This is a genomic window from Streptomyces sp. Wb2n-11 (genome assembly GCF_001049855.1).
Taxonomy (GTDB): Bacteria; Actinomycetota; Actinomycetes; order Streptomycetales; family Streptomycetaceae; genus Streptomyces; species Streptomyces altiplanensis.
Map to the genome: position 1 here is coordinate 5,915,399 of NZ_CVPB01000001.1, position 19,938 is coordinate 5,935,336.

Below are 19,938 nucleotides of genomic sequence, written 5' to 3' on the forward strand. Positions count from 1 at the left end.
CTGCTTCGCGCTATTGCGCCGGGTTCGTGTCCGTGTGCCGTACGACGGAGTCCGGGCCCGGTGACATCAGCGCCTCGTGCCCGTCGTCGAAGCGGACGCGGTACGGGGGAGTGCCTTCGGATCCCAGGACCTCGACGATCTCGGCGACCCGGTCCTCGTGCCCGACGGTCCTGCCGTGCATCAGCAGCCGGTCGCCCACGCTTGCTTGCATCGGGAGTGACCTCCTTGAGGCTGGTGTCGTGTACGGCCAGTCTACGGCCGGGGGCGGTGGTCGACCCGTTCTCGCGCTCGCGTTCAGGTCCGCGCGCGCTGGGTGACCGCGATGCAGACCAGTACGCCGACGGCCGCGAGCGGGGCCGCGGGGGAGAGGTGCTCGCCGAGCAGGGCGACCGACCAGACCAGGGTCAGCAGGGGCTGGGCGAGCTGGAGCTGACTGGCCTTGGACACGCCGATCTCGGCCATGCCGCGGTACCAGACGACCAGGCCCAGGAACTGCGAGCCGACCGCGACCCAGAGGAGCCCCGCGACGCTGTGCGCCGTGAGGTGCACCGGTTCGAAGGCGAGCGCCACGGCGGCCGCCGGCACGGCGAGCGGGAGGCAGAGGACCAGGGCCCAGCCGATGACCTGCCAGCCGGGCATCACGCGCGCGAGCCTGCCGCCCTCGGTGTAGCCCGCGGCGCAGACCAGCAGCGCGCCGAAGAGGTACAGGTCGCCGGTGGACAGGGCGCCGCCGCTCTGCTGCACCGTGAAGGCGATCACCACGGCGGCGCCGGCGAGGGCCGCGAGCCAGAACGCCCGGGAGGGGCGGGCCCCGGTGCGCAGCGCCGAGAGGGCGGCGGTGGTCAGCGGCAGGAGACCGACCACCACGGCGGCGTGCGAGGTGGTGGAGGTCTGGAGGGCGAGGGTGGTGAGCATCGGGAAGCCGAGGACCACGCCGCCGCCGACCACGGCGAGCCCCGACCAGTGGGCGCGGGCCGGTACGGGTATCCGCAGGGCGAGCAGCGCGCCGCCCGCGACGAGCGCCGCGAGGACGCTGCGTACGGCGACGAGCGACCAGGGGCCGAAGCCTTCGAGACCCCAGGCGGTGGCCGGGAACGTGAGCGAGAAGGCGACGACACCGAGCGCGGCGAGGAGCGTTCCGCTGCGGGCGGTGCCGGCGCCGGCCGTCGGTCCGGCCCCCTGCGCCCCGTTCGAACCGCTGCTGACTGCTACTGACCTATCGCGAGTAGCGCTATTCTGTGCTGTCATGCATGAGCGTAGCAGCGCCGCCGAACTGGCAGAATCCCTTAAGCGGGAACTCAACCACTACTCGCCTGGTGGAAAGCTCCCGTCGAGTCGGGTGCTGGTGGAGCGCTACCGGGTGAGTCCGGTGACGGTCTCGCGGGCTCTTGCCCAGCTCGCCGCCGAGGGCCTCGTCGTCACCCGGCCCGGCGCGGGCGCCTTCCGGACGCAGCCCCGTACGGACACGGCGGCGCCGGGCGACACCTCCTGGCAGGAGGTCGCGCTCAGCGCCGACGGAGCCACCGAACTCGTGCCGCGCTCGGTCGACGCCTCCGGGGTCCTGGTCACCCTCGCCGCCCCGTCGCCCGGCGTCATCGAGTTCAACAGCGGCTACCTCCACGCCTCCCTCCGTCCCGAGCGGGCCATGGCGGCCGCCCTCGCGCGGGCCGGGCGGCGCCCCGGTGCCTGGGGCCGCCCCCCGACCGACGGCATCCCCGAACTGCGCGAATGGTTCGCCCGGGGGATCGGCGGCGCCATCACGGCCGCCGAAGTCCTGATCGCCGCCGGCGGCCAGAGCGCGCTGACGACGGCCCTGCGCGCCCTCGCCCCGCCCGGCGCGCCGGTACTGGTCGAGTCGCCGACGTACCCCGGCATGCTGGCGATCGCCCGCGCGGCGGGACTGCGACCGGTACCGGTACCGGTCGACTCGGACGGGGTGCGCCCCGAACTCCTCGCCGCGGCCTTCAAGGCCACCGGCGCCCGCGTCTTCGTCTGCCAGCCGCTCTTCCAGAACCCGACCGGCGCGGTGCTCTCGGCCGAGCGCCGGCCCGAGGTGCTGCGGACAGCCCGCGAGGCCGGGGCCTTCGTCGTCGAGGACGACTTCGTACGGCGCCTCGTGCACGACGACGCGGGGCCGCTGCCCCGGCCGCTCGCCACCGACGACCACGACGGCGTCGTCGTGCACGTCGGCTCGCTCACCAAGGCGACCTCGCCCAGCTTCCGGGTGTGCGCGCTGGCGGCGCGCGGCCCGGTGCTGGAGAGGCTGCGCGCCATCCAGGTCGTCGAGAGTTTCTTCGTGCCCCGGCCCCTCCAGGAGGCCGCCGTGGAACTCGTCGGCTCCCCGGCCTGGCCGCGCCATCTGCGCACCGTGGCGTCGGAGTTGAGGGGGCGCCGCGACACCATGGCCGCCGCCCTGCGGCTCGGCCTTCCCGCATTCGCCCTGTCGCACGTCCCGGCGGGCGGCTACCACCTGTGGCTGCGCCTGCCCGACGGCGCGGACGAGAACGCGGTGGTCTCGGTGGCGCTCCGGGCGGGCGTCGCCATCGCGCCCGGCCGCCCGTACTTCAGCGCGGAGCCGACCGCGGGGCACATCCGGCTGAGCTTCGCGGGGGTGGCGGGGCCGGCCGAGATCACCGAGGGCGTACGGCGGCTGCGGAGCGCGTGCCAGGGGCTGCCGGGCGGCGCGTAGGCCCGGCGGGGGCCTGCGGCGCCGCCGCACCCGGTGCTACCGCTTCACCGCCCGCAGGACCACGAACTTCGGGTCGCTCGCGACCAGTTCGCTGTTGCCGAAGATCCGGCGCAGCACCACGTGGTAGCCGAGGTGCCGGTTGCCGATGACCCACAGTTCGCCGCCGGGGCGCAGCGCGTCGCGCGCACCGGCGAACATGCGCCGGGCCGTCGCGTCCGTCGTCGCCTGGTGGCTGTGGAACGGCGGATTGTTCAGTACCAGGTCCACCGTCCCCTCCGGTACGCCCGACAGGCCGTCGCCCACCAGGAACTCCGCCTTGCCGTCCGCCCCGGCGTTCGCCCGGAACGTGGCCTGTGCCGACGCCACCGCCTGGAACGACTCGTCGACGAACAGCACCTCGGCCTCCGGGTTGGCCAGCGCGGCCGCCGTACCCACCACACCGTTGCCGCAGCCCAGGTCCACGACGCGCTCGGGGCCGCGGCGCCCGGGGAGGTGGCGCAGGAAGAACCTCGTGCCGATGTCGAGGCGCTCGGCGCAGAAGATGCCCGCGTGGTTGGTGACGGTGAGACCGGACACCACCCCGACGTCGGAGGGCAGCGCATAGCTGTACGGCCACGGGTCGTCGCCCCGGGCGAGGCCGGGGTCCGGCGTGCAGAAGATGAGGCGCGCCTTCTTCACCGCCAGCGACGTCCGCGTCGTACCGAGGATCCGCTCGAAGAGTCTGAGCGTCGAGGTGTGGATCTCCTTGACCATTCCCGTGCCGACGACGACGGTGCCCGCGTGGACGTGCGGAGCGAGCCGGTGCAGCTGGTCCTCCAGGAGCGCGAGGCTCTTGGGCACGCGGATCAGCAGTACGTCGATGCGCTCCGGCGGGGGCTCCTGGGTGGACAGGAGCCGTACCCCCGACGCGTCGGCCCCGTTGCGCTCCAGGTTCACCCGCGTCGCCTGCTGGGTGAGGAACGAGTCGGTGATCTGTACGGGACGGCAGCCGGAGAGGGCCGTGGCCAGGGCGCCCCAGCGGTCGCCCACCACGACGACGGTGCCGGACAGGTCCGCGGGAGGAGCGTCGCCGGTTCCCTCGAGATGCCGCAGCAGGTACTCGTCGGCCGCGTCCCAGGCGCGGAGCCTGTCGCGGGGGTCCTCGGGGAAGCGGACGAGGTCGTACTCGCCCAGTGACGTCGTCAAATGGTTCATTGTGCCCTCAGGCTAACGGAGTCCCCGCTCCTCCCCCTTCCGTCCCGCTCCGTCCCACCCCGCTGGGCCGGGGGCCTGGCGATCACGTGGAAGACGGTGCCGAAGGGGTCGGTGATCTCCGCCATCCGGCCGTACGGAAAGTCCTCGGGGGCGCCGGCCGCGCCTCCGGCCGCGACGGCGCGCTCCGCCACCGCGTCGGTGCCCGCGACCTCGAAGGTGGTCTGCCAGACGGAGGCGGTGGCGGTCGGGTCGCCGAAGATCCCGCCGGTCCCATGGCCGTCGGGCCGGCGCAGGAAGGTGAAGTCGAAGCCGGGGAGATCCGGGTTGCCGTCCAGGGTGAAGCCGAGGAGCGCCGTGCAGAAGTCCCGCGCGGGGCCCGGCCCGGGCGTACTCAGGTCGTTGCGGACCAGGGAGCCCGGTTCGTTCACGATCCGGCAGCCGGGGTGCGTGCGGCCCTGCCAGAGCCCGAACCGGGCGCCGACGGAGTCCGAAGCGAGAGCCGCGCGCCCCCGGTCTCCGACGTCCAGCGGACCCTGCGTCAGGGCGCCGCCCGCGTCGACGACGCGCTGGGCGGTGGCGTCGCAGTCCCGCGTGGCGGAGTACATGCGCCAGAAGCCGGGGGCGGAACCGGGCGCGGAGGCGGGCCGGAACGCGGCGACCGCCAGGCCGCGCAGCAGACACGTGGTGGAGCCGTCGGACTCCGCGGTGGCGGCGGTGGTGTCGAAGGTCCGGCCGAACAGCGCGCCGTAGAACTCCTTCGCGCGTTCGAGGTCGGGAACGTCGAGGTCGATCCAGGTGGGGGTGGAACCCGGCTGGTTGCCGTCGACGGGGTTCATCCGCTGCTCCTGTGCCGTTTCGGGGCTGGTACGTCGAGGCTGGAGCCGATCCAGGACAGATCATGTCCTGCTTCCCCCGGTTCTCCCCGCTTCTCCCCGGGGCGGCGCCAGGCCTGTCTCGTACGCGATGACCCGGACCCGGTCGCGGGCGCCGGGCCCGGTGGGCACGGGGAGGCGGACCGGCCCCGGAAGCCGCCCCCGGCGCGGGGCCCGGCGGTGAAGCGGCCGCGCAGGAGCCCGACGCGCTCGCGCACGCCGACGAGGCCCCGGCCGGAGCCGCTGTCCACGGCGCCGCCGCCCGGGCGGCCCTCCGGTCGCCGGTGTCCGTCCGTGCGCCGTGACCGGTTGCGAGCACCGCACCCCGGAGGACTGGAGGAGCGGACGGCCGCAGGTGTGCCTCACCGCAAGGATCCGTCCACTGGAGAACAAGCCCGGCGCACAGGCCCGGCGCACAGGCCCGGCGCACAGGCCCGGTGGTCCGGCCCGGATGCACCGGACGGCATCGAGCGGCTCGGGCACCGGATCCCCTGTCGGGGCCGGCGGTCCTGTCGTGCCGGGGGCGATGCCGCACCGCTGCTTCAGGCAGTCGACGCGCCGTTCCCGCTGACGGCCTCCAGGAACGAGGCCAGTTCGGCGTCGAAGCGGGCCGGGTTCTCCATGTTCGGGTAGTGCGCGGTGTCCGGGAGGGTGACGGTGCGGCCGTCGGGGACAAGCCTCATCAGGCGGTCGGCCATGGCGAGGTTGTCCGGGGCGTCCACGGCGCCGTTGATCGCGCATGCGGGGACGGCGATGCCGACCGCGCGCTCCCAGGTGGCCGTGACCGGCACCCGGTGGTCGGGCTCATCGGGCGTGTGCTTGCCGAGAGTGCCGAGCGCCATCTCCCGTACCCGGCGCACCACATCGGGATCGACGGCGCCCGGACCGCGGTGCGGGCCGAAGGTGAAGCGCATGAACGCGTCGACCCAGCCGGTCGCGTCACCCGTGGCAAGCGCCTGTTCCTGGGCGGCAAACACGTCCAGGGTCCAGGAATCCCCGAAGGCGGGCTCGCTGGTGCCAACGCCGCTGACGACGACCGCGCGGACCAGTTCCGGATGTTCCAGCGCGCAGTCGACCGCGGTGGCCCCGCCCATCGACACGCCGACGAGCACGGCCGGGGCCGCCTCCAGTCCCCGCAGCAGCGCGGCGACGTCGTCGGCGTGCCGGAAGGGGCCGGCCGCGTTGTCCGAGCCGCCGTGTCCACGGGCGTCGAACGCGATGACCCGGTAGTGCGGAGCGAAGGCCCGGATCTGTTCCTCCCACATGCGGTGGTCGAGGAAGCCGCCGTGCAGGAACACCAGGGACGGCCCGGACCCCGCCTCACGGTAGGCGAGACGGCCGTCGGCGGTCTGGAGTAAACGGGTCGGGGTGGAAGCGGGTTCGGCATTCATGACAACCAAGGTGTCATCTCCGTCGAGAGTTGGCAACCAAGGTGTCATCCTGGTGGCATGACGGACGAACACACCGCAGCCCCCGCCCCCGCCCCGTCCTCTCCGGACGAGCTGGCCGAACGCCTCACCGAGGTATTCGACCTGGTCGGCCCGCTTTACCGGCGGGTCCACCGCAAGGTGGAGCAGGCGGCGCCGATCGAGGGCCTGTCGGTCGGGGTGCGCGCGGTACTCGATCTCCTGCGCACCCGGGGGCCGATGACGGTGCCGCAGATGGGGCGGGCGCAAGCGCTCAGCCGGCAGTTCGTGCAGCGCATGGTGAACGACGCGGCGCGGCACGGTCTGGTGGAGAGCGCCGCCAACCCCGTGCACCGCCGGTCGCCGCTCATCCGGCTCACCGATCAGGGCCGGGCCGCGATCGGCGCGGTGCGGGCCCGCGAGCACGCGCTGCTGCGTCGCGTGAACGGTGATCTGACCACGGCGGACATCGACGCGTGCCTCCGTGTGCTGGGCGCGATGCACGCGCTGCTCGACGACGTGGACGTGGAGTGAGCCACGGCACCGCTCCGGCACCGCTCCGGCATCGCTCCGGGCACCCGTCCGAAGGCCGTACGACCGGGCCGGGCGGCCCCGGCCGGACAGCTGGTCCACCGGCGGGCAGGTGAGCCGGGGGCGAAGCCCGCTCTTCGGTTCGGCCCGGGCGCCGCGCCGGCGGACAGGTGCGGCGATCGCGGTGTTCTGCCCGCTGAGGCCGGGGTGGACGGCGCCGCCCGGGGCCGAGTGGCGCAGGTGGCGGCCCGCGGAGAACGCCGCCACCGCCTCCGGCGGCAACGCCGACGAGGTCCTCGATGGCCACCGGCGGCCGGAGGGGAAGCGCGAGCGCGCCGCGTGGGGGTCCCTGACGGAACGGCGGTGCGCGTGAGGCCGGCGCCTGGCGCGGCCCGCCGGCTCCGCGCCGGCGGGCCGGTCCCGGTCGGACCGGTGTACCTCGGCCTGTCGCCCCCTTCGGCCGGCCGCATGCCGACGGGCGCCATGACGCGCCGGGACGGGGCGCCGGTCCGGCGGCGCCGTCGTCGGCGGGGCGGACCGAAGGAGGGATCGGCTCAGGCCCTGCGGTCATCCCGGCGGATCGCCGCCGCGGCCCACCGGGCGAAGCCCGCCACGTTGTGCGGGCAGCGCCAGCGGGACCCCGCCTCGTGCTGCTGGTCCTTCCGGCCGAGGTCTCCCCACGTGTACTCCGAGTCCCCGGCCAGCAGCGACAGAACCATCTCGAAGGACTCCAGCTGCCCGTCGGGGTCGTCGTCGCACGGATGGGCCGCGTGGGCGCACGCGTGGTTCACGACGGCCGGATCCGAGGCGGCGTCCAGCAGCGCCGCCTCGGCCTCGTCCGCCACCCCGGGCTCCGCCTCGCCCGCCGCATGGCCGTACATCAGCACCAGACCCAGCGTGAAGAACGCCGTCTCGTCAGGGTCCCGGGGCGCCGCGGCCCGGGCCCGGCGGAGCTGCTCCACGCACTCCAGCAGGGTCTCGTCGTGCTCTCCCAGGAAGTACCCCTGCCGGATCGACTCCCAGTCGTCGGTCAGCTCTTCCGCGTTCGCAATCATGATCGGTACGACGTCGGACGCGGGGTGCCGGTTCCTGGTGCGGGGCTCGCGGGGCGAGACGGAAAGTCTTTGCATAAAACTGCGTAAGTGCGTATAGTCATGCCATCGACTAGGAGGGCTCGATGGCGGTACGTGCAGCAGTGGCAGGGGCGAGTGGATACGCGGGCGGGGAACTGCTCCGTCTGCTCCTCGCCCACCCCGGGGTGGAGATCGGCGCCCTGACCGGCCATTCCAACGCGGGGCAGCGGCTCGGCTCGCTCCAGCCGCACCTGCTGCCGCTGGCCGGCCGCGTGCTGGAGCCCACCACCCCGGAAGTGCTCGCCGGACACGACGTCGTCTTCCTGGCGCTCCCGCACGGCCAGTCCGCCGCCGTCGCCGAACAGCTCGGTGACGACGTGCTCGTGGTCGACATGGGCGCCGACTTCCGGCTCCGGGACGCCGCCGACTGGGAGGCGTTCTACGGTTCGCCGCACGCCGGGACCTGGCCGTACGGTCTCCCCGAACTCCCCGGTGCCCGCGCCGCGCTCGCCGGCTCCAAGCGCGTCGCCGTCCCCGGCTGCTACCCGACCGCCGTCTCGCTCGCGCTCTTCCCGGCGTACGCCGCGCAGCTCGCCGAGTCCGACGCCGTGATCGTCGCCGCCACCGGCACCTCCGGCGCGGGCAGGGCGCTCAAGCCGCACCTGCTCGGCAGCGAGGTGATGGGCTCCATGACGCCGTACGGCGTCGGCGGCGGCCACCGCCACACCCCCGAGATGATCCAGAACCTCAGCGCCGCCGCGGGGGAGCGGGTCACCGTCTCCTTCACGCCGACGCTCGCGCCCATGTCCCGCGGCATCCTCGCCACGTGCAGCGCGAAGGCGAAGCCCGGGGCGACCGCCGAGAGCGTACGGGCGGCGTACGAGAAGGCGTACGCCGACGAGCCGTTCGTGCACCTCCTCCCCGAGGGGCAGTGGCCCGCGACCGCCTCCGTGTACGGCTCCAACGCCGTCCAGATCCAGGTCGCGTACGACGGCGCCGCCGACCGCGTCATCGCGATCAGCGCCATCGACAACCTCGCCAAGGGCACCGCCGGCGGCGCGGTGCAGAGCATGAACATCGCCCTCGGGCTCCCCGAGGACACCGGTCTTTCCACGACAGGAGTGGCACCGTGAGCGTCACGGCAGCAAAGGGATTCACCGCGGCGGGCATCGCCGTGGGGATCAAGGACAGCGGCAACCCCGACCTGGCCCTCGTGGTCAACAACGGGCCCCGCCTCGCCGCCGCGGGCGTCTTCACCTCCAACCGCGTGAAGGCCGCGCCGGTCCTGTGGTCCGAGCAGGTTCTCAAGGGCGGCCGGGTCTCCGCCGTCGTCCTCAACTCCGGCGGTGCCAACGCCTGTACGGGCCCGAAGGGCTTCCAGGACGCCCACGCCACCGCCGAGAAGGCCGCACAGGTACTGGCGGGCCACAGCGCCGGTGAGATCGCCATCGCCTCCACGGGCCTCATCGGCATCACCCTCCCCATGGACAAGCTCCTGCCCGGCGTCGAGAAGGCCGCCACCGAGCTCTCCGCACACGGCGGTGAGAAGGCCGCCATCGCCATCAAGACCACCGACACCGTCCACAAGACGGCCGTCGCGGGCGGCGAGGGCTGGACCGTCGGCGGCATGGCCAAGGGCGCGGGCATGCTCGCACCCGGCCTCGCCACCATGCTGGTCGTGCTCACCACCGACGCCGACCTCGAAGCGGACGTCCTCGACCGGGCGCTGCGCGACGCCACCCGCCAGACCTTCGACCGCGTCGACTCCGACGGCTGCATGTCGACGAACGACACGGTGCTGCTGCTGGCCTCCGGCGCGTCCGGGGTGACGCCGGAGTACGACGCGTTCGCCACCGCCGTACGCGCCGTCTGCGACAACCTCGCCCGCCAGCTCATCGGCGACGCGGAGGGGGCCAGCAAGGACATCCGGATCGAGGTCGTGGGCGCCGCGACCGAGGCCGACGCCGTAGAGGTGGGCCGCTCGATCGCCCGCAACAACCTCCTCAAGTGCGCCATCCACGGCGAGGACCCCAACTGGGGCCGTGTCCTGTCCGCCATCGGCACCACGCGCGCCGCCTTCGACCCCGACCTGCTCAACGTCGCCATCAACGACATCTGGGTCTGCAGGAACGGCTCGGTCGGCGACGACCGCGACCTCGTCGACATGCGCTACCGCGAGGTGAAGATCACCGCGGACCTGGCGGCGGGCACCGAGTCGGCGGTCGTCTGGACCAACGACCTCACCGCCGACTACGTCCACGAGAACAGCGCGTACAGCTCATGAGCGCCCGCAAGCACACCGCCCTGCCCAAGGCCCAGATCCTCGTCGAGGCGCTGCCCTGGCTCACCCGCCACCACGGCCGGACCGTCGTCATCAAGTTCGGCGGCAACGCCATGATCGACGAGGACCTGAAGGCCGCCTTCGCCCAGGACGTCGTCTTCCTGCGGCACGCCGGCCTCAAGCCGGTCGTCGTGCACGGCGGCGGCCCGCAGATCAGCGCGCAGCTCGACCGGCACGGCCTGGTGAGCGAGTTCAAGGCCGGGCTGCGGGTCACCACGCCCGAGGCCATGGACGTCGTACGCATGGTCCTGGCCGGCCAGGTGCAGCGCGAGCTCGTCGGGCTGCTCAACCAGCACGGCCCGCTCGCCGTCGGCATGACCGGCGAGGACGCCCACACCATCACCGCCACCCAGCACTTCCCGCAGATCGACGGCGAGTCCGTCGACATCGGGCGGGTCGGCGAGATCACCGCCATCGACACCGGCGCCATCCAGGCCCTGCTCGACGACGGCCGTATCCCGGTCGTCTCGTCCATCGCCCGCAGCGCCGACGACCACCACGTGTTCAACGTCAACGCCGACACCGCCGCGGCCGCGCTCGCCGCCGCGCTGGGCGCCGAGACGCTGATGGTCCTCACCGACGTCGAGGGGCTCTACGAGGACTGGCCGAACAGCGACGAAGTGATCAGCCGGCTCACCGCCAAGGAGCTGGAGAAGCTGCTCCCGGAGCTCTCCAGCGGCATGGTCCCCAAGATGGAAGGGTGCCTGCACGCCGTACGCAACGGGGTCAACACCGCCCGCGTGATCGACGGCCGCGTGCAGCACTCCATCCTGCTGGAGATCTTCACCGACGAGGGCATCGGCACGATGGTCGTGCCCGACGAGCACGAAGGGGGAGTCAGGTGACCGCGAACCAGGAGCTGGCACAGCGCTGGCGGGGCGTCATGACGGACAACTACGGCACGCCCAGGCTGTCGCTCGTGCGCGGCGAGGGCACGAAGGTGTGGGACGCCGACGGCAAGGAGTACGCCGACTTCGTCGGAGGCATCGCGGTGAACGCGCTGGGCCACGCCCACCCCGCGATCGTCGAAGCCGTCTCCCGTCAGATCGCCTCCCTCGGCCATGTCTCGAACCTGTTCGTCGCCGAGCCGCCCGTGGCCCTCGCCGAGCGGCTGATCCAGATCTCCGGCCGCCCCGGCCGGGTGTTCTTCTCCAACTCCGGCGCCGAGGCCAACGAGGCCGCCTTCAAGATCGGGCGCCTCACCGGCCGTACACACATGGTCGCCACCGAGGGCGGCTTCCACGGCCGCACCATGGGTGCCCTCGCGCTCACCGGCCAGCCCGGCAAGCGCGAGCCCTTCCTGCCGCTCCCCGGCGACGTGACGCACGTACCGTTCGGAGACGCCGAGGCGCTGCGCGCCGCCGTCACCACCGACACCGCGCTGCTGGTCATCGAGCCGATCCAGGGCGAGCTCGGCGTCGTCGTCCCGCCCGAGGACTACCTGCGGGCCGCCCGCGAGATCACCCGCGCCACCGGCACCCTGCTCGTCCTCGACGAGGTCCAGACGGGCATCGGGCGCACGGGCCGCTGGTTCGAGTACCAGGGCCACGACGGCGTCGATCCCGACATCGTCACCCTCGCCAAGGGGCTCGGCGGCGGGCTCCCGATCGGCGCGACGCTCGCCTTCGGCGAGGCGGCGGACCTCCTCAGGCCCGGCCAGCACGGCACGACCTTCGGCGGGAACCCCGTCGCGTGCGCCGCCGGACTGGCCGTACTGGACACCATCGCGGCCGACGGACTCCTCGACCACGTCAAGCGGATGGGGGAGAAGCTGCGCGACGGAATCGACTCACTCGGGCACCCGCTCGTCTCCCACGTCCGTGGCGCCGGCCTGCTCCTGGGTATCGTGCTCACCGAGTCGCTCGCTCCCCAGGTGCAGCAGGCGGCTCAGGACGCCGGTCTCCTGGTGAACGCGCCCGCCCCCGATGTCGTACGGCTCATGCCGGCGTATCTCATCGGAGACGACGAGGTGGAAACGTTCCTCCAGGCGCTGCCCGGCGTTCTCGACACCGCACACGGGGACCGACGATCCGGAGAATGACACCGATGACCGAGGCGCAGGCGCAGGACAACGAGCACGGCGGCCAGGCCGTACCGCAGACCCGCACCGCCAGGCACCGCCGGATCGTGGACATCCTGAACCGGCAGCCGGTGCGGTCGCAGAGCCAGCTGGCGAAACTCCTCGCCGACGACGGGCTGAGCGTCACCCAGGCGACGCTCTCCCGGGACCTGGACGAGCTGGGCGCGGTGAAGATCCGCAACACCGGCGGCGAGCTGATCTACGCCGTGCCGAGCGAGGGCGGCTTCCGCACCCCGCACGCGCCGCTCGGCGAGTCCGCCAAGGAGGAGCGCATGCGGCGCCTCTCCGGCGAACTGCTGATCTCCGCCGAGGCATCGGCCAACCTCGTCGTCCTGCGCACGCCGCCGGGCGCCGCCCAGTTCCTGGCCTCGGCCATCGACCAGGCCGAGCTGAACGCGATCCTCGGCACCATCGCGGGCGACGACACGCTGCTCCTGATCAGCCGCGACCCGGCCGGCGGCCAGGCGCTGGCCGACCACCTGCTGCGGCTGGCCCAGAACGACCGTTAGCGGGGCCGGGCCCCCGGCTCAGTCCGCCCGCGCGGGCAGCGGCAGCGGCAGCGCGGGCAGGCCGTCCAGGCTCACGCCGATGTAGTCCTTCTTCTCGCAGTACGCCGCGAACTCCTCGTCCGTCTTGCGGGCGAAGTGCTCGGCGTGCTGCGTCCGTTCCTCCCGGTACTCCATGAAGGGGACGGCGAAACCGCAGCTGTCGCTGATGCGCCGCGCGTGGACCACGACGATGGCGCGGGCGCTCGGCCCGTCGACGTCCTCGAACCGCTTGATGAGGCCGGCCCACCGCGGGTCGTCCCGGAACACGGCCTCGCCCTGCCCGTGCACCCGCAGCACCTTGGGCGGCCCGGTGAAGGCGCACCACATCAGGGTGACACGCCCGTTCTCCCGTATGTGCGCGACGGTTTCCGCGGTGCTGCCGCCGAAGTCCAGGTACGCCAGGGTCGTCTCGTCCAGCACGACGAGCGTCCCGGCCCTCCCCTTGGGGGACAGGTTGACGTGTCCGTCGGCGGCCAGCGGGGCCGTGGCGGTGAAGAAGACCGGCTGGTCCTCGATGAAGGTGCGGATCCTGCCGTCTATGCGGTCGTAAAGTTTTCCCATGCCACGAATTGTGCGCTCCGGCTGCCCGCCGGGGGCGGGATTTCACCTGGTGGAACGGTCTAGGACCTGGCCGCCAGCGGCCTGCTGTGTTCGCGGACCTGCTCCGGGGTGAGGTACACCGAGGTGTTCTCGAAGTCCTGGAGGGTGCCCGCCCGCCGGGACTGGAAGTCCGTACGGACGAAGTCGTCGCCCGCGACGGCGTTGAGCGTCCAGTTGGTCACGACCCGGGTCCTGGCGGTCATGGTGGGCAGGGCCAGCAGGTGGTAGCCGCGGGCCACCGCCTGGGCGGGGAGACCGTGCAGCTCCATGCCCAGGGGCTTGGAGACCGCGTCCCTGCCGCCGAGGTCCACGACCAGGCCGAGGTCCCTGTGGATGTACGGCTTCAGCGGCATGCCGCGCAGCCGGGCGACGATGTTCGACGCCAGGGCCTTGCCCTGGCGCTGGGCGTGCTGGGCGGTCGGCGGGCACACCGCGTCACCGCCCTTCGCGAGGTCGGGGACCGCCGCCGCGTCGCCCGCCGCGAACAGGCCGTCGAAGCCGGGGACGGTCAGCTGGGGCGTGGCGGCGAGGCGGCCGCGTACGGTCTCCGCTCCCAGCGTGGCCACCAGGGGGCTCGCGGCGACCCCGGCGGTCCAGATCAGGGTGTGCGACGGCAGCGTACGGCCGTCGGTGAGCTTGACGCAGGTCGCGTCCACGGAGGCGACCGAGGTGCCGAGGGAGAACTCGATGCCCCGGTAGCGCAGCATGGCCATGGCCTTCTCGCCCAGCTTCTCGCCGAGCTCCGGCAGCAGCCGCGGGGCCACGTCCACCAGGTGCCACTTGATCTGCGCGCGGTCCAGGCGCGGGTAGCGCCTGACGGCGGCGGAGGTGAGGCGCTGCAGGCAGGCGGCGGTCTCGGTGCCGGCGTAGCCCCCGCCGACCACCACGAACTGCAGCCGCGCCGCGCGGTCGGCCTCGTCGGAGGTGGCGGCGGCGATGTCGAGCTGGGCGATGACGTGGTCGCGCAGCCACGCCGCCTCGGCCAGGGACTTCATGCCGCGCGCGTGCTCTTTCAGGCCCGGGATGTCGAAGGTCCGGGTGGTGGATCCGGCGACGAGGACGAGCTGGTCGTACGGCTCGGCGATCACCTCGCCCGTGACTTTCCTGATCACGCACACCTTGGCCTTGCCGTCGATGCCGATGGCGCCGCCGGGGCAGATGCGGGTGCGGCGCAGCCGGCGGCGCAGCGACACCGCCACGGACTGCGGGGTGAGGACCCCGGCCGCCACATGCGGCAGCAGCGGAAGGTAGAGCTGGTAGTCCGACGGTGACACCAGTACCAGTTCGGCCTCGCCGGGAGACAGTTTCCGTTCCAGCCGCTGCAGGCACTCGACCCCGGCGAAACCCGCGCCGACCACGAGGATCTTCGGTCGCGTCATAGGTGTCCACTGCTCCTTACGGCTGCCGACGGCTGTTCCTTCTCCACCTTCGGCGTTCGAAGCGGCGGCCGCCCGTCGGCGAGGTGCATTCGGGGGGCGGGGCCCGGCGCGTGCCGAGGGCCGGGACACGGACCACCGGCGCCGGCCCCACTCGTCGAGTACAGCGCTCAGGCCCGCGGTGCGAAGGGCCGGGACCGGTGGGCGGCCGGGTCCGCCCGTCGGGTCCGGTGCCCGGGGCGGCGTTGACGAAACATACGGTGGAGTGCATACTTATGCCTATCGCCGCATGCGCCGCAAGGAGAAGCCCGTGACCGAGCGCGTCGTTCTCGCCCGCTCAGGCGGCCGGGGCGCCTCCGTCGCCATGACGAGCCCGGCCGGCACGTCACCGGCGACGTCCGGATGGCCCTGCGCGGTGGCCGCGCGTCGTCACCGGCCGCAAGCCCGGCGAGTCGCCGTACGGCTTCCGCCTGGCGGCGTATGACGCGGGCGACGCGTTCGGCCCGTCCGGGGCGCAGGGCTTCGTCGAGGTCTTCGGCCTGTCGTCGAAGATCACCGCACGGCGTGATCCGCAGGCACGACCTGACGTGACCCGGCACCACCAGAACTCGTTCGACAGTCGCCTCCCCTCCCCGCCGCGGCGGGGAGGCCGCACATCCCCACCCTTGAGGAGCAGTAGCTGTGAGCAGCAACAACGGTGACGTCAGGCTCTGGGGCGGCCGCTTCGCCGACGGGCCCGCCGAGGCCCTCGCCAAGCTGTCCGCGTCCGTCCACTTCGACTGGCGGCTGGCACCGTACGACATCGCCGGTTCGCGTGCCCACGCGCGCGTGCTCCACAAGGCGGGGCTGCTCACCGAGGACGAGCTGGACCGCATGCTGGCCGGTCTCGGCCGGCTGGAGGCCGACGTCGCGGACGGCTCCTTCACCGGCACCATCGCCGACGAGGACGTGCACACCGCCCTGGAGCGCGGGCTCCTGGAGCGGCTCGGCGCCGACCTCGGCGGCAAGCTGCGCGCCGGCCGGTCCCGCAACGACCAGGTCGCCACGCTCTTCCGGATGTACCTGCGCGACCACGCCCGCATCATCGGCGGCCTGATCGCCGACCTCCAGGACGCGCTCGTCGGCCTCGCCGAGGCGCACCCGGACGTCGCCATGCCGGGCCGTACGCACCTCCAGCACGCCCAGCCCGTCCTCTTCGCCCACCACGTCCTGGCTCACGTGCAGTCCCTGTCCCGGGACGCCGAGCGGCTGCGCCAGTGGGACGAGCGGACGGCCGTGTCGCCGTACGGATCGGGGGCCCTGGCGGGTTCGTCCCTCGGCCTGGACCCGGAGGCGGTCGCCGCCGATCTCGGCTTCGAGCACGGCTCCTCGGCCAACTCCATCGACGGCACGGCGTCGCGCGACTTCGTCGCCGAGTTCGCCTTCGTCACCGCGATGATCGGCGTCAACCTCTCCCGGATCGCGGAAGAGATCATCATCTGGAACACGAAGGAGTTCTCCTTCGTCACCCTCCACGACGCCTTCTCCACCGGCTCGTCGATCATGCCGCAGAAGAAGAACCCGGACATCGCCGAGCTCGCGCGCGGCAAGTCCGGCCGCCTCATCGGCAACCTCACCGGCCTCATGGCGACCCTGAAGGCCCTGCCGCTCGCGTACAACCGCGACCTCCAGGAGGACAAGGAGCCGGTCTTCGACTCCTGTGACACCCTCGAAGTCCTGCTGCCCGCCTTCACCGGCATGATGGCCACGCTCACCGTCAACCGCGAGCGCATGGAGGAACTGGCCCCGGCCGGCTTCTCGCTCGCCACCGACATCGCCGAGTGGCTGGTCAGGCAGGGCGTGCCGTTCCGGGTCGCGCACGAGGTCGCCGGCGGGTGCGTCAAGGAGTGCGAGCAGCACGGCATCGAGCTCGACGAGCTCACCGACGAGCAGTTCGCCAAGATCTCCCCGCACCTGACTCCCGAGGTGCGTACGGTCCTGAACGTCGCGGGCGCCCTCGCCTCGCGCGACGGCCGCGGCGGCACCGCCCCCTCCGCGGTCGCGGTCCAGCTCGCCGAGGTGAAGGCCGACCTGGCCGCCCAGCACGCCTGGGCCACCGCCAAGAGCTGAGCCGTTCCGGACGCCACCGGACGCCACCGGACACCGTCGGGGCACCCGGACGTCAGTCACCCCGTACGCCCTGCGCGAGCACGCCCACGAACCGCTGGGCACCGCTCGCGCGGGGCGTGCGCGTCATGACCTTGCGAGACACTGATGTCTCATTCGGGGTTATGGTCGTCCCATGACTGTCGATCGCGAGCAGGTGCTCCGCACCGCGGCCGCCCTCCTCTCCCGCAAGGCGACCGCGACCATGGACGAGGTCGCCCGGGCGGCCGGCATCGGCCGGGCCACCCTGCACCGCCACTTCGCCGGGCGGGACGCCCTGGTCAAGGCGCTCGAAGTGCTCGGCATCCGCGAGTTCGAGGCGGCGCTCGACGCCGCCCGGCTCGACGAGGGGTCCGCCGAGGAAGGGCTGCGCCGCCTCATCGCGGAGATCGAGCCCGCCGCCGGCCTGCTCGCCTTCCTCGTCACCGAGAACCAGCTCTTCGAGGGCGCCCACGTCAACGAGGGATGGGGCCGTCTGGACGCGCGGGTCTCCGCGCATTTCCGGCGCGGACAGCAGCAGGGCGAGTTCCGGATCGACCTCACCCCGGCCTGGCTGACCGAGGCACTGTACGGGCTCATCGGCACCGGCGCGTGGGCCGTCCAGGACGGCCGGGTGGCGGCGAAGGACTTCCAGTACATGATCGTCGAGTTGCTGCTCGGCGGAGCACGTCGGAACGTAGAGCAATGACGAGTAGCGGCCGGCACCAGGTGGCGCGGAGCGCCGTCCACCATCCCGGCCGCTGGCTGGCGCTCGGCGTCCTCGTCCTCGCCGTGCTGCTGGTCGCCGTCGACGCGACCGTGCTCGGCCTCGCGACACCCTTCCTCAGCGAGGACCTCCAGCCCTCCGGCACCCAGTTGCTGTGGATCGGCGACGTCTACTCGTTCGTCATCGCCGGCCTGCTCGTCTCGATGGGCAGCCTCGGCGACCGGATCGGCCGCAAGAAACTGCTGCTGACCGGCGCGGTCGCGTTCGGCGCGGTCTCCGTGCTCAACGCGTACGCCACCAGCCCGGAAATGATGATCCTCGCCCGCGCGCTGCTCGGCGTGGCCGGTGCGACGCTGATGCCGTCCACGCTCGCGCTGATCCGCAACATCTTCCACGACGCCGAGGAACGCAGCTTCGCCATCGGCGTCTGGGGTGCGGCGGCCTCGGCCGGCGCGGCCGTCGGCCCGGTCGTCGGCGGCTTCCTCCTGGAGAACTTCTGGTGGGGCTCGGTCTTCCTCATCAACGTGCCCGTGATGCTGGTCCTGGTCCTCGTCGGCGTCAGACTGCTGCCCGAGTCCAAGGACCCGGCGCCCGGCCCGTGGGACCTGCCCAGTGTCGGGCTCTCGCTCGTCGGCATGGTCTGCGTCGTATACGCCGTCAAGGAGGCGGCGGCGCACGGCTTCCGCTGGGACATCGGGCTCACGGCGGTGGTCGGTGCGGCCGCGCTCTTCTGGTTCGTACGGCGCCAGCTCACCCTTCCCGCGCCGCTGCTGGACATGCACCTGTTCCACCACCGCGGTTTCTCCGGCGCGGTCCTCGCCGACCTGCTGACCATCCTGGGCCTGTCGGGCCTGGTCTTCTTCCTCTCGCAGTTCCTGCAACTCGTACAGGAGCGCACGCCCCTGGAGTCGGGGCTCATCGAACTGCCCGCCGCGGCCGGCGCGGTGGCGGCCGGTCTGGTCGCCGGGTACGTGGCGCGCAGGTTCTCGGTCCGCATCGCGGTCACCGGCGGCCTGGTGGCGCTCGGGCTGGGGCTCGCGACCTGCATCGTGGTCACGGCGGACACCGGCGTGACCATGCTGGTCGTGGCCATGATCATCGGCGGCATCGGGGCGGGCCTGGCCTTCACCGTGACGGCGGACGTCATCCTGTCCAGCGTCCCCAAGGAGCAGGCCGGAGCCGCCTCGGCCGTCTCCGAGACGGCGTACGAACTGGGCGCGGCGCTCGGCATCGCCCTGCTCGGCTCGATCGTGACCGGCATCTACCGCGACTTCACGGTGGCGGCCGGCACCCCCGCCGATGTGGCGGACGCGGCGCACGACTCGCTCGGCGGAGCCGTGGAGTCGGCGGAGGCCCTGCCCCCCGAACAGGCCGCCGCCCTGATCTCCGCCGCGCAGGACGCGTTCACCGACGGCTTCCAGGCGGCGGCGTGGGTGGGCTCCGCGGTGCTGTTCGCGACAGCGGCCGCGGCGTGGTTCATGCTGCGGGGCCAGAAGCTGGCGAAAGGCATCGTCGAGGACCTGGACTGAGGGACGGCGTACGACGAAGGGGCCGTACCACCCGTCGGTGGTACGGCCCCTTCGTCGTACTCGCCGTACGCGCGTGGCGCCTCAGGCCGCCTTGGCCTTCGTCGCGTACATGTCCACGTACTCCTGGCCGGACAGCCGCATGACCTCGGCCATCACCGAGTCCGTGACCGCGCGCAGCACATAGCGGTCGCGGTCCATGCCCTCGTAGCGCGAGAACTCCATCGGCTCGCCGAAGCGCACCGTCACCTTGCCGGGGCGCGGCAGGCCCGCGCCGCCCGGCTGGAGCTTGTCCGTGCCGATCATCGCGAACGGCACGACCGGAGCGCCGGTCATCAGCGTGAGCCGGGCGATGCCCGTACGGCCGCGGTAGAGACGGCCGTCGGGGGAGCGGGTGCCCTCGGGGTAGATCGAGAAGATCTTGCCCTCCTCGAGGACCCGGCGGCCCGTCATCAGCGCCGCGACGCCGCCGCGGCCGCCGTCCCGGTCCACCGGGATCATGCCGCAGCTGGTGAAGAACCAGGCCATCAGCCGGCCCTTGAGCCCCTTGCCCGTGACGTACTCGTCCTTGCCGATGTAGTAGACCTGCCGGTCGCAGCAGATCGGCATGATCATCGAGTCGATGAACGTGAGGTGGTTGCCCGCCAGGATGACCGGTCCGGTCCCGGGGATGTTCCGGGCGCCCTCCACCTGCGGGCGGAACATCAGGCGCAGGATCGGTCCGAGCACTGCCTTGATGAGCGCGAGACGGGACAACGGTTCCTCCGGTGTCGTGGCCGGGCGGGCCTGCCTGGCCTGGCCTGATTCTTTTCTGGACGAAATCTGTGCAGGTGAGGACGATACTCGCGGGC

20 protein-coding genes and 1 pseudogene are annotated in these 19,938 nt (G+C 72.7%); 11 read left to right on the plus strand and 10 right to left on the minus strand.

What is annotated here, in order from left to right; all coding sequences use genetic code 11:
* Nucleotides 1-10: 10 nt before the first annotated feature.
* Nucleotides 11-211, minus strand: coding sequence for a DUF1918 domain-containing protein (locus tag BN1555_RS26960; protein WP_093801779.1), 201 nt, complete (start codon nt 209-211; stop codon nt 11-13).
* A gap of 83 nt (nt 212-294) precedes the next feature.
* Complete coding sequence (locus BN1555_RS26965; RefSeq protein ID WP_093801780.1) at nt 295-1,248, minus strand: DMT family transporter; 954 nt, start codon at nt 1,246-1,248, stop codon at nt 295-297.
* On the opposite strand from BN1555_RS26965, the gene BN1555_RS26970 reads away from it, so the two are divergent.
* Entirely contained in the window at nt 1,247-2,689 is a 1,443-nt protein-coding gene (locus BN1555_RS26970; RefSeq protein ID WP_093801781.1) for an aminotransferase-like domain-containing protein, read from the plus strand. The genes BN1555_RS26965 and BN1555_RS26970 overlap by 2 nt on opposite strands.
* A gap of 36 nt (nt 2,690-2,725) precedes the next feature.
* On the opposite strand, the gene BN1555_RS26975 is transcribed toward BN1555_RS26970, so the two are convergent.
* From BN1555_RS26975 to BN1555_RS26990, 4 genes and pseudogenes are all read right to left on the minus strand, one after another.
* Nucleotides 2,726-3,883, minus strand: coding sequence for a methyltransferase (locus BN1555_RS26975; RefSeq protein WP_176710146.1), 1,158 nt, complete (start codon nt 3,881-3,883; stop codon nt 2,726-2,728).
* Nucleotides 3,880-4,719: a VOC family protein gene (locus BN1555_RS26980; protein WP_093801782.1), complete on the minus strand. Its 840-nt coding sequence runs from the start codon at nt 4,717-4,719 to the stop codon at nt 3,880-3,882. The genes BN1555_RS26975 and BN1555_RS26980 overlap by 4 nt, the downstream gene beginning before the upstream one ends.
* A pseudogene (locus BN1555_RS40670) lies at nt 4,716-5,003 on the minus strand (hypothetical protein); the annotation flags it as partial. The pseudogene BN1555_RS40670 and the gene BN1555_RS26980, both read right to left, overlap by 4 nt.
* A gap of 294 nt (nt 5,004-5,297) precedes the next feature.
* A complete protein-coding gene (locus BN1555_RS26990; RefSeq protein WP_255306195.1) occupies nt 5,298-6,146 on the minus strand; it encodes an alpha/beta fold hydrolase in 849 nt (282 codons plus the stop codon).
* Nucleotides 6,147-6,203: 57 nt separating this feature from the next.
* Here BN1555_RS26990 and BN1555_RS26995 point away from each other — a divergent pair, with 57 nt between their 5' ends.
* Together BN1555_RS26995 and BN1555_RS27000 are read left to right on the plus strand one after the other, a co-directional pair.
* Entirely contained in the window at nt 6,204-6,695 is a 492-nt protein-coding gene (locus BN1555_RS26995) for a MarR family winged helix-turn-helix transcriptional regulator (RefSeq protein WP_093801785.1), read from the plus strand.
* A 109-nt stretch (nt 6,696-6,804) separates the two neighbouring features.
* Complete coding sequence (locus BN1555_RS27000) at nt 6,805-7,065, plus strand: hypothetical protein (protein WP_141662888.1); 261 nt, start codon at nt 6,805-6,807, stop codon at nt 7,063-7,065.
* 181 nt (nt 7,066-7,246) lie between these two features.
* Here the strand turns inward: BN1555_RS27000 and BN1555_RS27005 are convergent, their stop codons facing one another.
* Nucleotides 7,247-7,747, minus strand: coding sequence for a hypothetical protein (locus BN1555_RS27005; RefSeq protein ID WP_093801787.1), 501 nt, complete (start codon nt 7,745-7,747; stop codon nt 7,247-7,249).
* 122 nt (nt 7,748-7,869) lie between these two features.
* Here BN1555_RS27005 and argC point away from each other — a divergent pair, with 122 nt between their 5' ends.
* Genes argC through BN1555_RS27030 form a run of 5 tightly spaced genes read left to right on the plus strand, consistent with a single transcriptional unit; the run spans nt 7,870 to nt 12,695 of the window.
* A complete protein-coding gene (argC, locus tag BN1555_RS27010; protein WP_093801788.1) occupies nt 7,870-8,898 on the plus strand; it encodes an N-acetyl-gamma-glutamyl-phosphate reductase in 1,029 nt (342 codons plus the stop codon).
* On the plus strand, nt 8,895-10,049 hold the full coding sequence (gene argJ, locus BN1555_RS27015; protein ID WP_093801789.1) for a bifunctional glutamate N-acetyltransferase/amino-acid acetyltransferase ArgJ: 1,155 nt from the start codon (nt 8,895-8,897) through the stop codon (nt 10,047-10,049). Before argC ends, argJ begins: the two co-directional genes overlap by 4 nt.
* A complete protein-coding gene (gene argB / locus BN1555_RS27020; RefSeq protein WP_093801790.1) occupies nt 10,046-10,951 on the plus strand; it encodes an acetylglutamate kinase in 906 nt (301 codons plus the stop codon). Before argJ ends, argB begins: the two co-directional genes overlap by 4 nt.
* A 38-nt stretch (nt 10,952-10,989) precedes the next feature.
* Nucleotides 10,990-12,147, plus strand: a complete 1,158-nt coding sequence (locus BN1555_RS27025) for an acetylornithine transaminase (protein WP_255306459.1) — start codon at nt 10,990-10,992, stop codon at nt 12,145-12,147.
* Nucleotides 12,148-12,152: 5 nt separating this feature from the next.
* Nucleotides 12,153-12,695, plus strand: a complete 543-nt coding sequence (locus BN1555_RS27030; protein WP_069929634.1) for an arginine repressor — start codon at nt 12,153-12,155, stop codon at nt 12,693-12,695.
* 18 nt (nt 12,696-12,713) lie between these two features.
* Here the strand turns inward: BN1555_RS27030 and BN1555_RS27035 are convergent, their stop codons facing one another.
* Nucleotides 12,714-13,295 carry a pyridoxamine 5'-phosphate oxidase family protein gene (locus tag BN1555_RS27035; protein WP_093801792.1) on the minus strand — a complete coding sequence of 194 codons (582 nt, stop codon included), beginning with the start codon at nt 13,293-13,295 and terminating at the stop codon, nt 12,714-12,716.
* 59 nt (nt 13,296-13,354) lie between these two features.
* Nucleotides 13,355-14,713 carry an NAD(P)/FAD-dependent oxidoreductase gene (locus BN1555_RS27040; RefSeq protein WP_093801793.1) on the minus strand — a complete coding sequence of 453 codons (1,359 nt, stop codon included), beginning with the start codon at nt 14,711-14,713 and terminating at the stop codon, nt 13,355-13,357.
* A gap of 678 nt (nt 14,714-15,391) precedes the next feature.
* Between BN1555_RS27040 and argH the strand changes: the two genes are divergently transcribed.
* From argH to BN1555_RS27055, 3 genes are all read left to right on the plus strand, one after another.
* On the plus strand, nt 15,392-16,819 hold the full coding sequence (gene argH / locus BN1555_RS27045) for an argininosuccinate lyase (protein ID WP_093801794.1): 1,428 nt from the start codon (nt 15,392-15,394) through the stop codon (nt 16,817-16,819).
* Nucleotides 16,820-16,991: 172 nt separating this feature from the next.
* On the plus strand, nt 16,992-17,543 hold the full coding sequence (locus BN1555_RS27050) for a TetR/AcrR family transcriptional regulator (protein ID WP_093801795.1): 552 nt from the start codon (nt 16,992-16,994) through the stop codon (nt 17,541-17,543).
* Nucleotides 17,540-19,090, plus strand: coding sequence for an MFS transporter (locus BN1555_RS27055; RefSeq protein ID WP_093801796.1), 1,551 nt, complete (start codon nt 17,540-17,542; stop codon nt 19,088-19,090). Before BN1555_RS27050 ends, BN1555_RS27055 begins: the two co-directional genes overlap by 4 nt.
* A gap of 81 nt (nt 19,091-19,171) precedes the next feature.
* On the opposite strand, the gene BN1555_RS27060 is transcribed toward BN1555_RS27055, so the two are convergent.
* Nucleotides 19,172-19,843 (minus strand): lysophospholipid acyltransferase family protein, encoded by a 672-nt coding sequence (locus tag BN1555_RS27060; RefSeq protein ID WP_093801797.1) that lies wholly within the window; start codon nt 19,841-19,843, stop codon nt 19,172-19,174.
* Nucleotides 19,844-19,938: the final 95 nt, after the last annotated feature.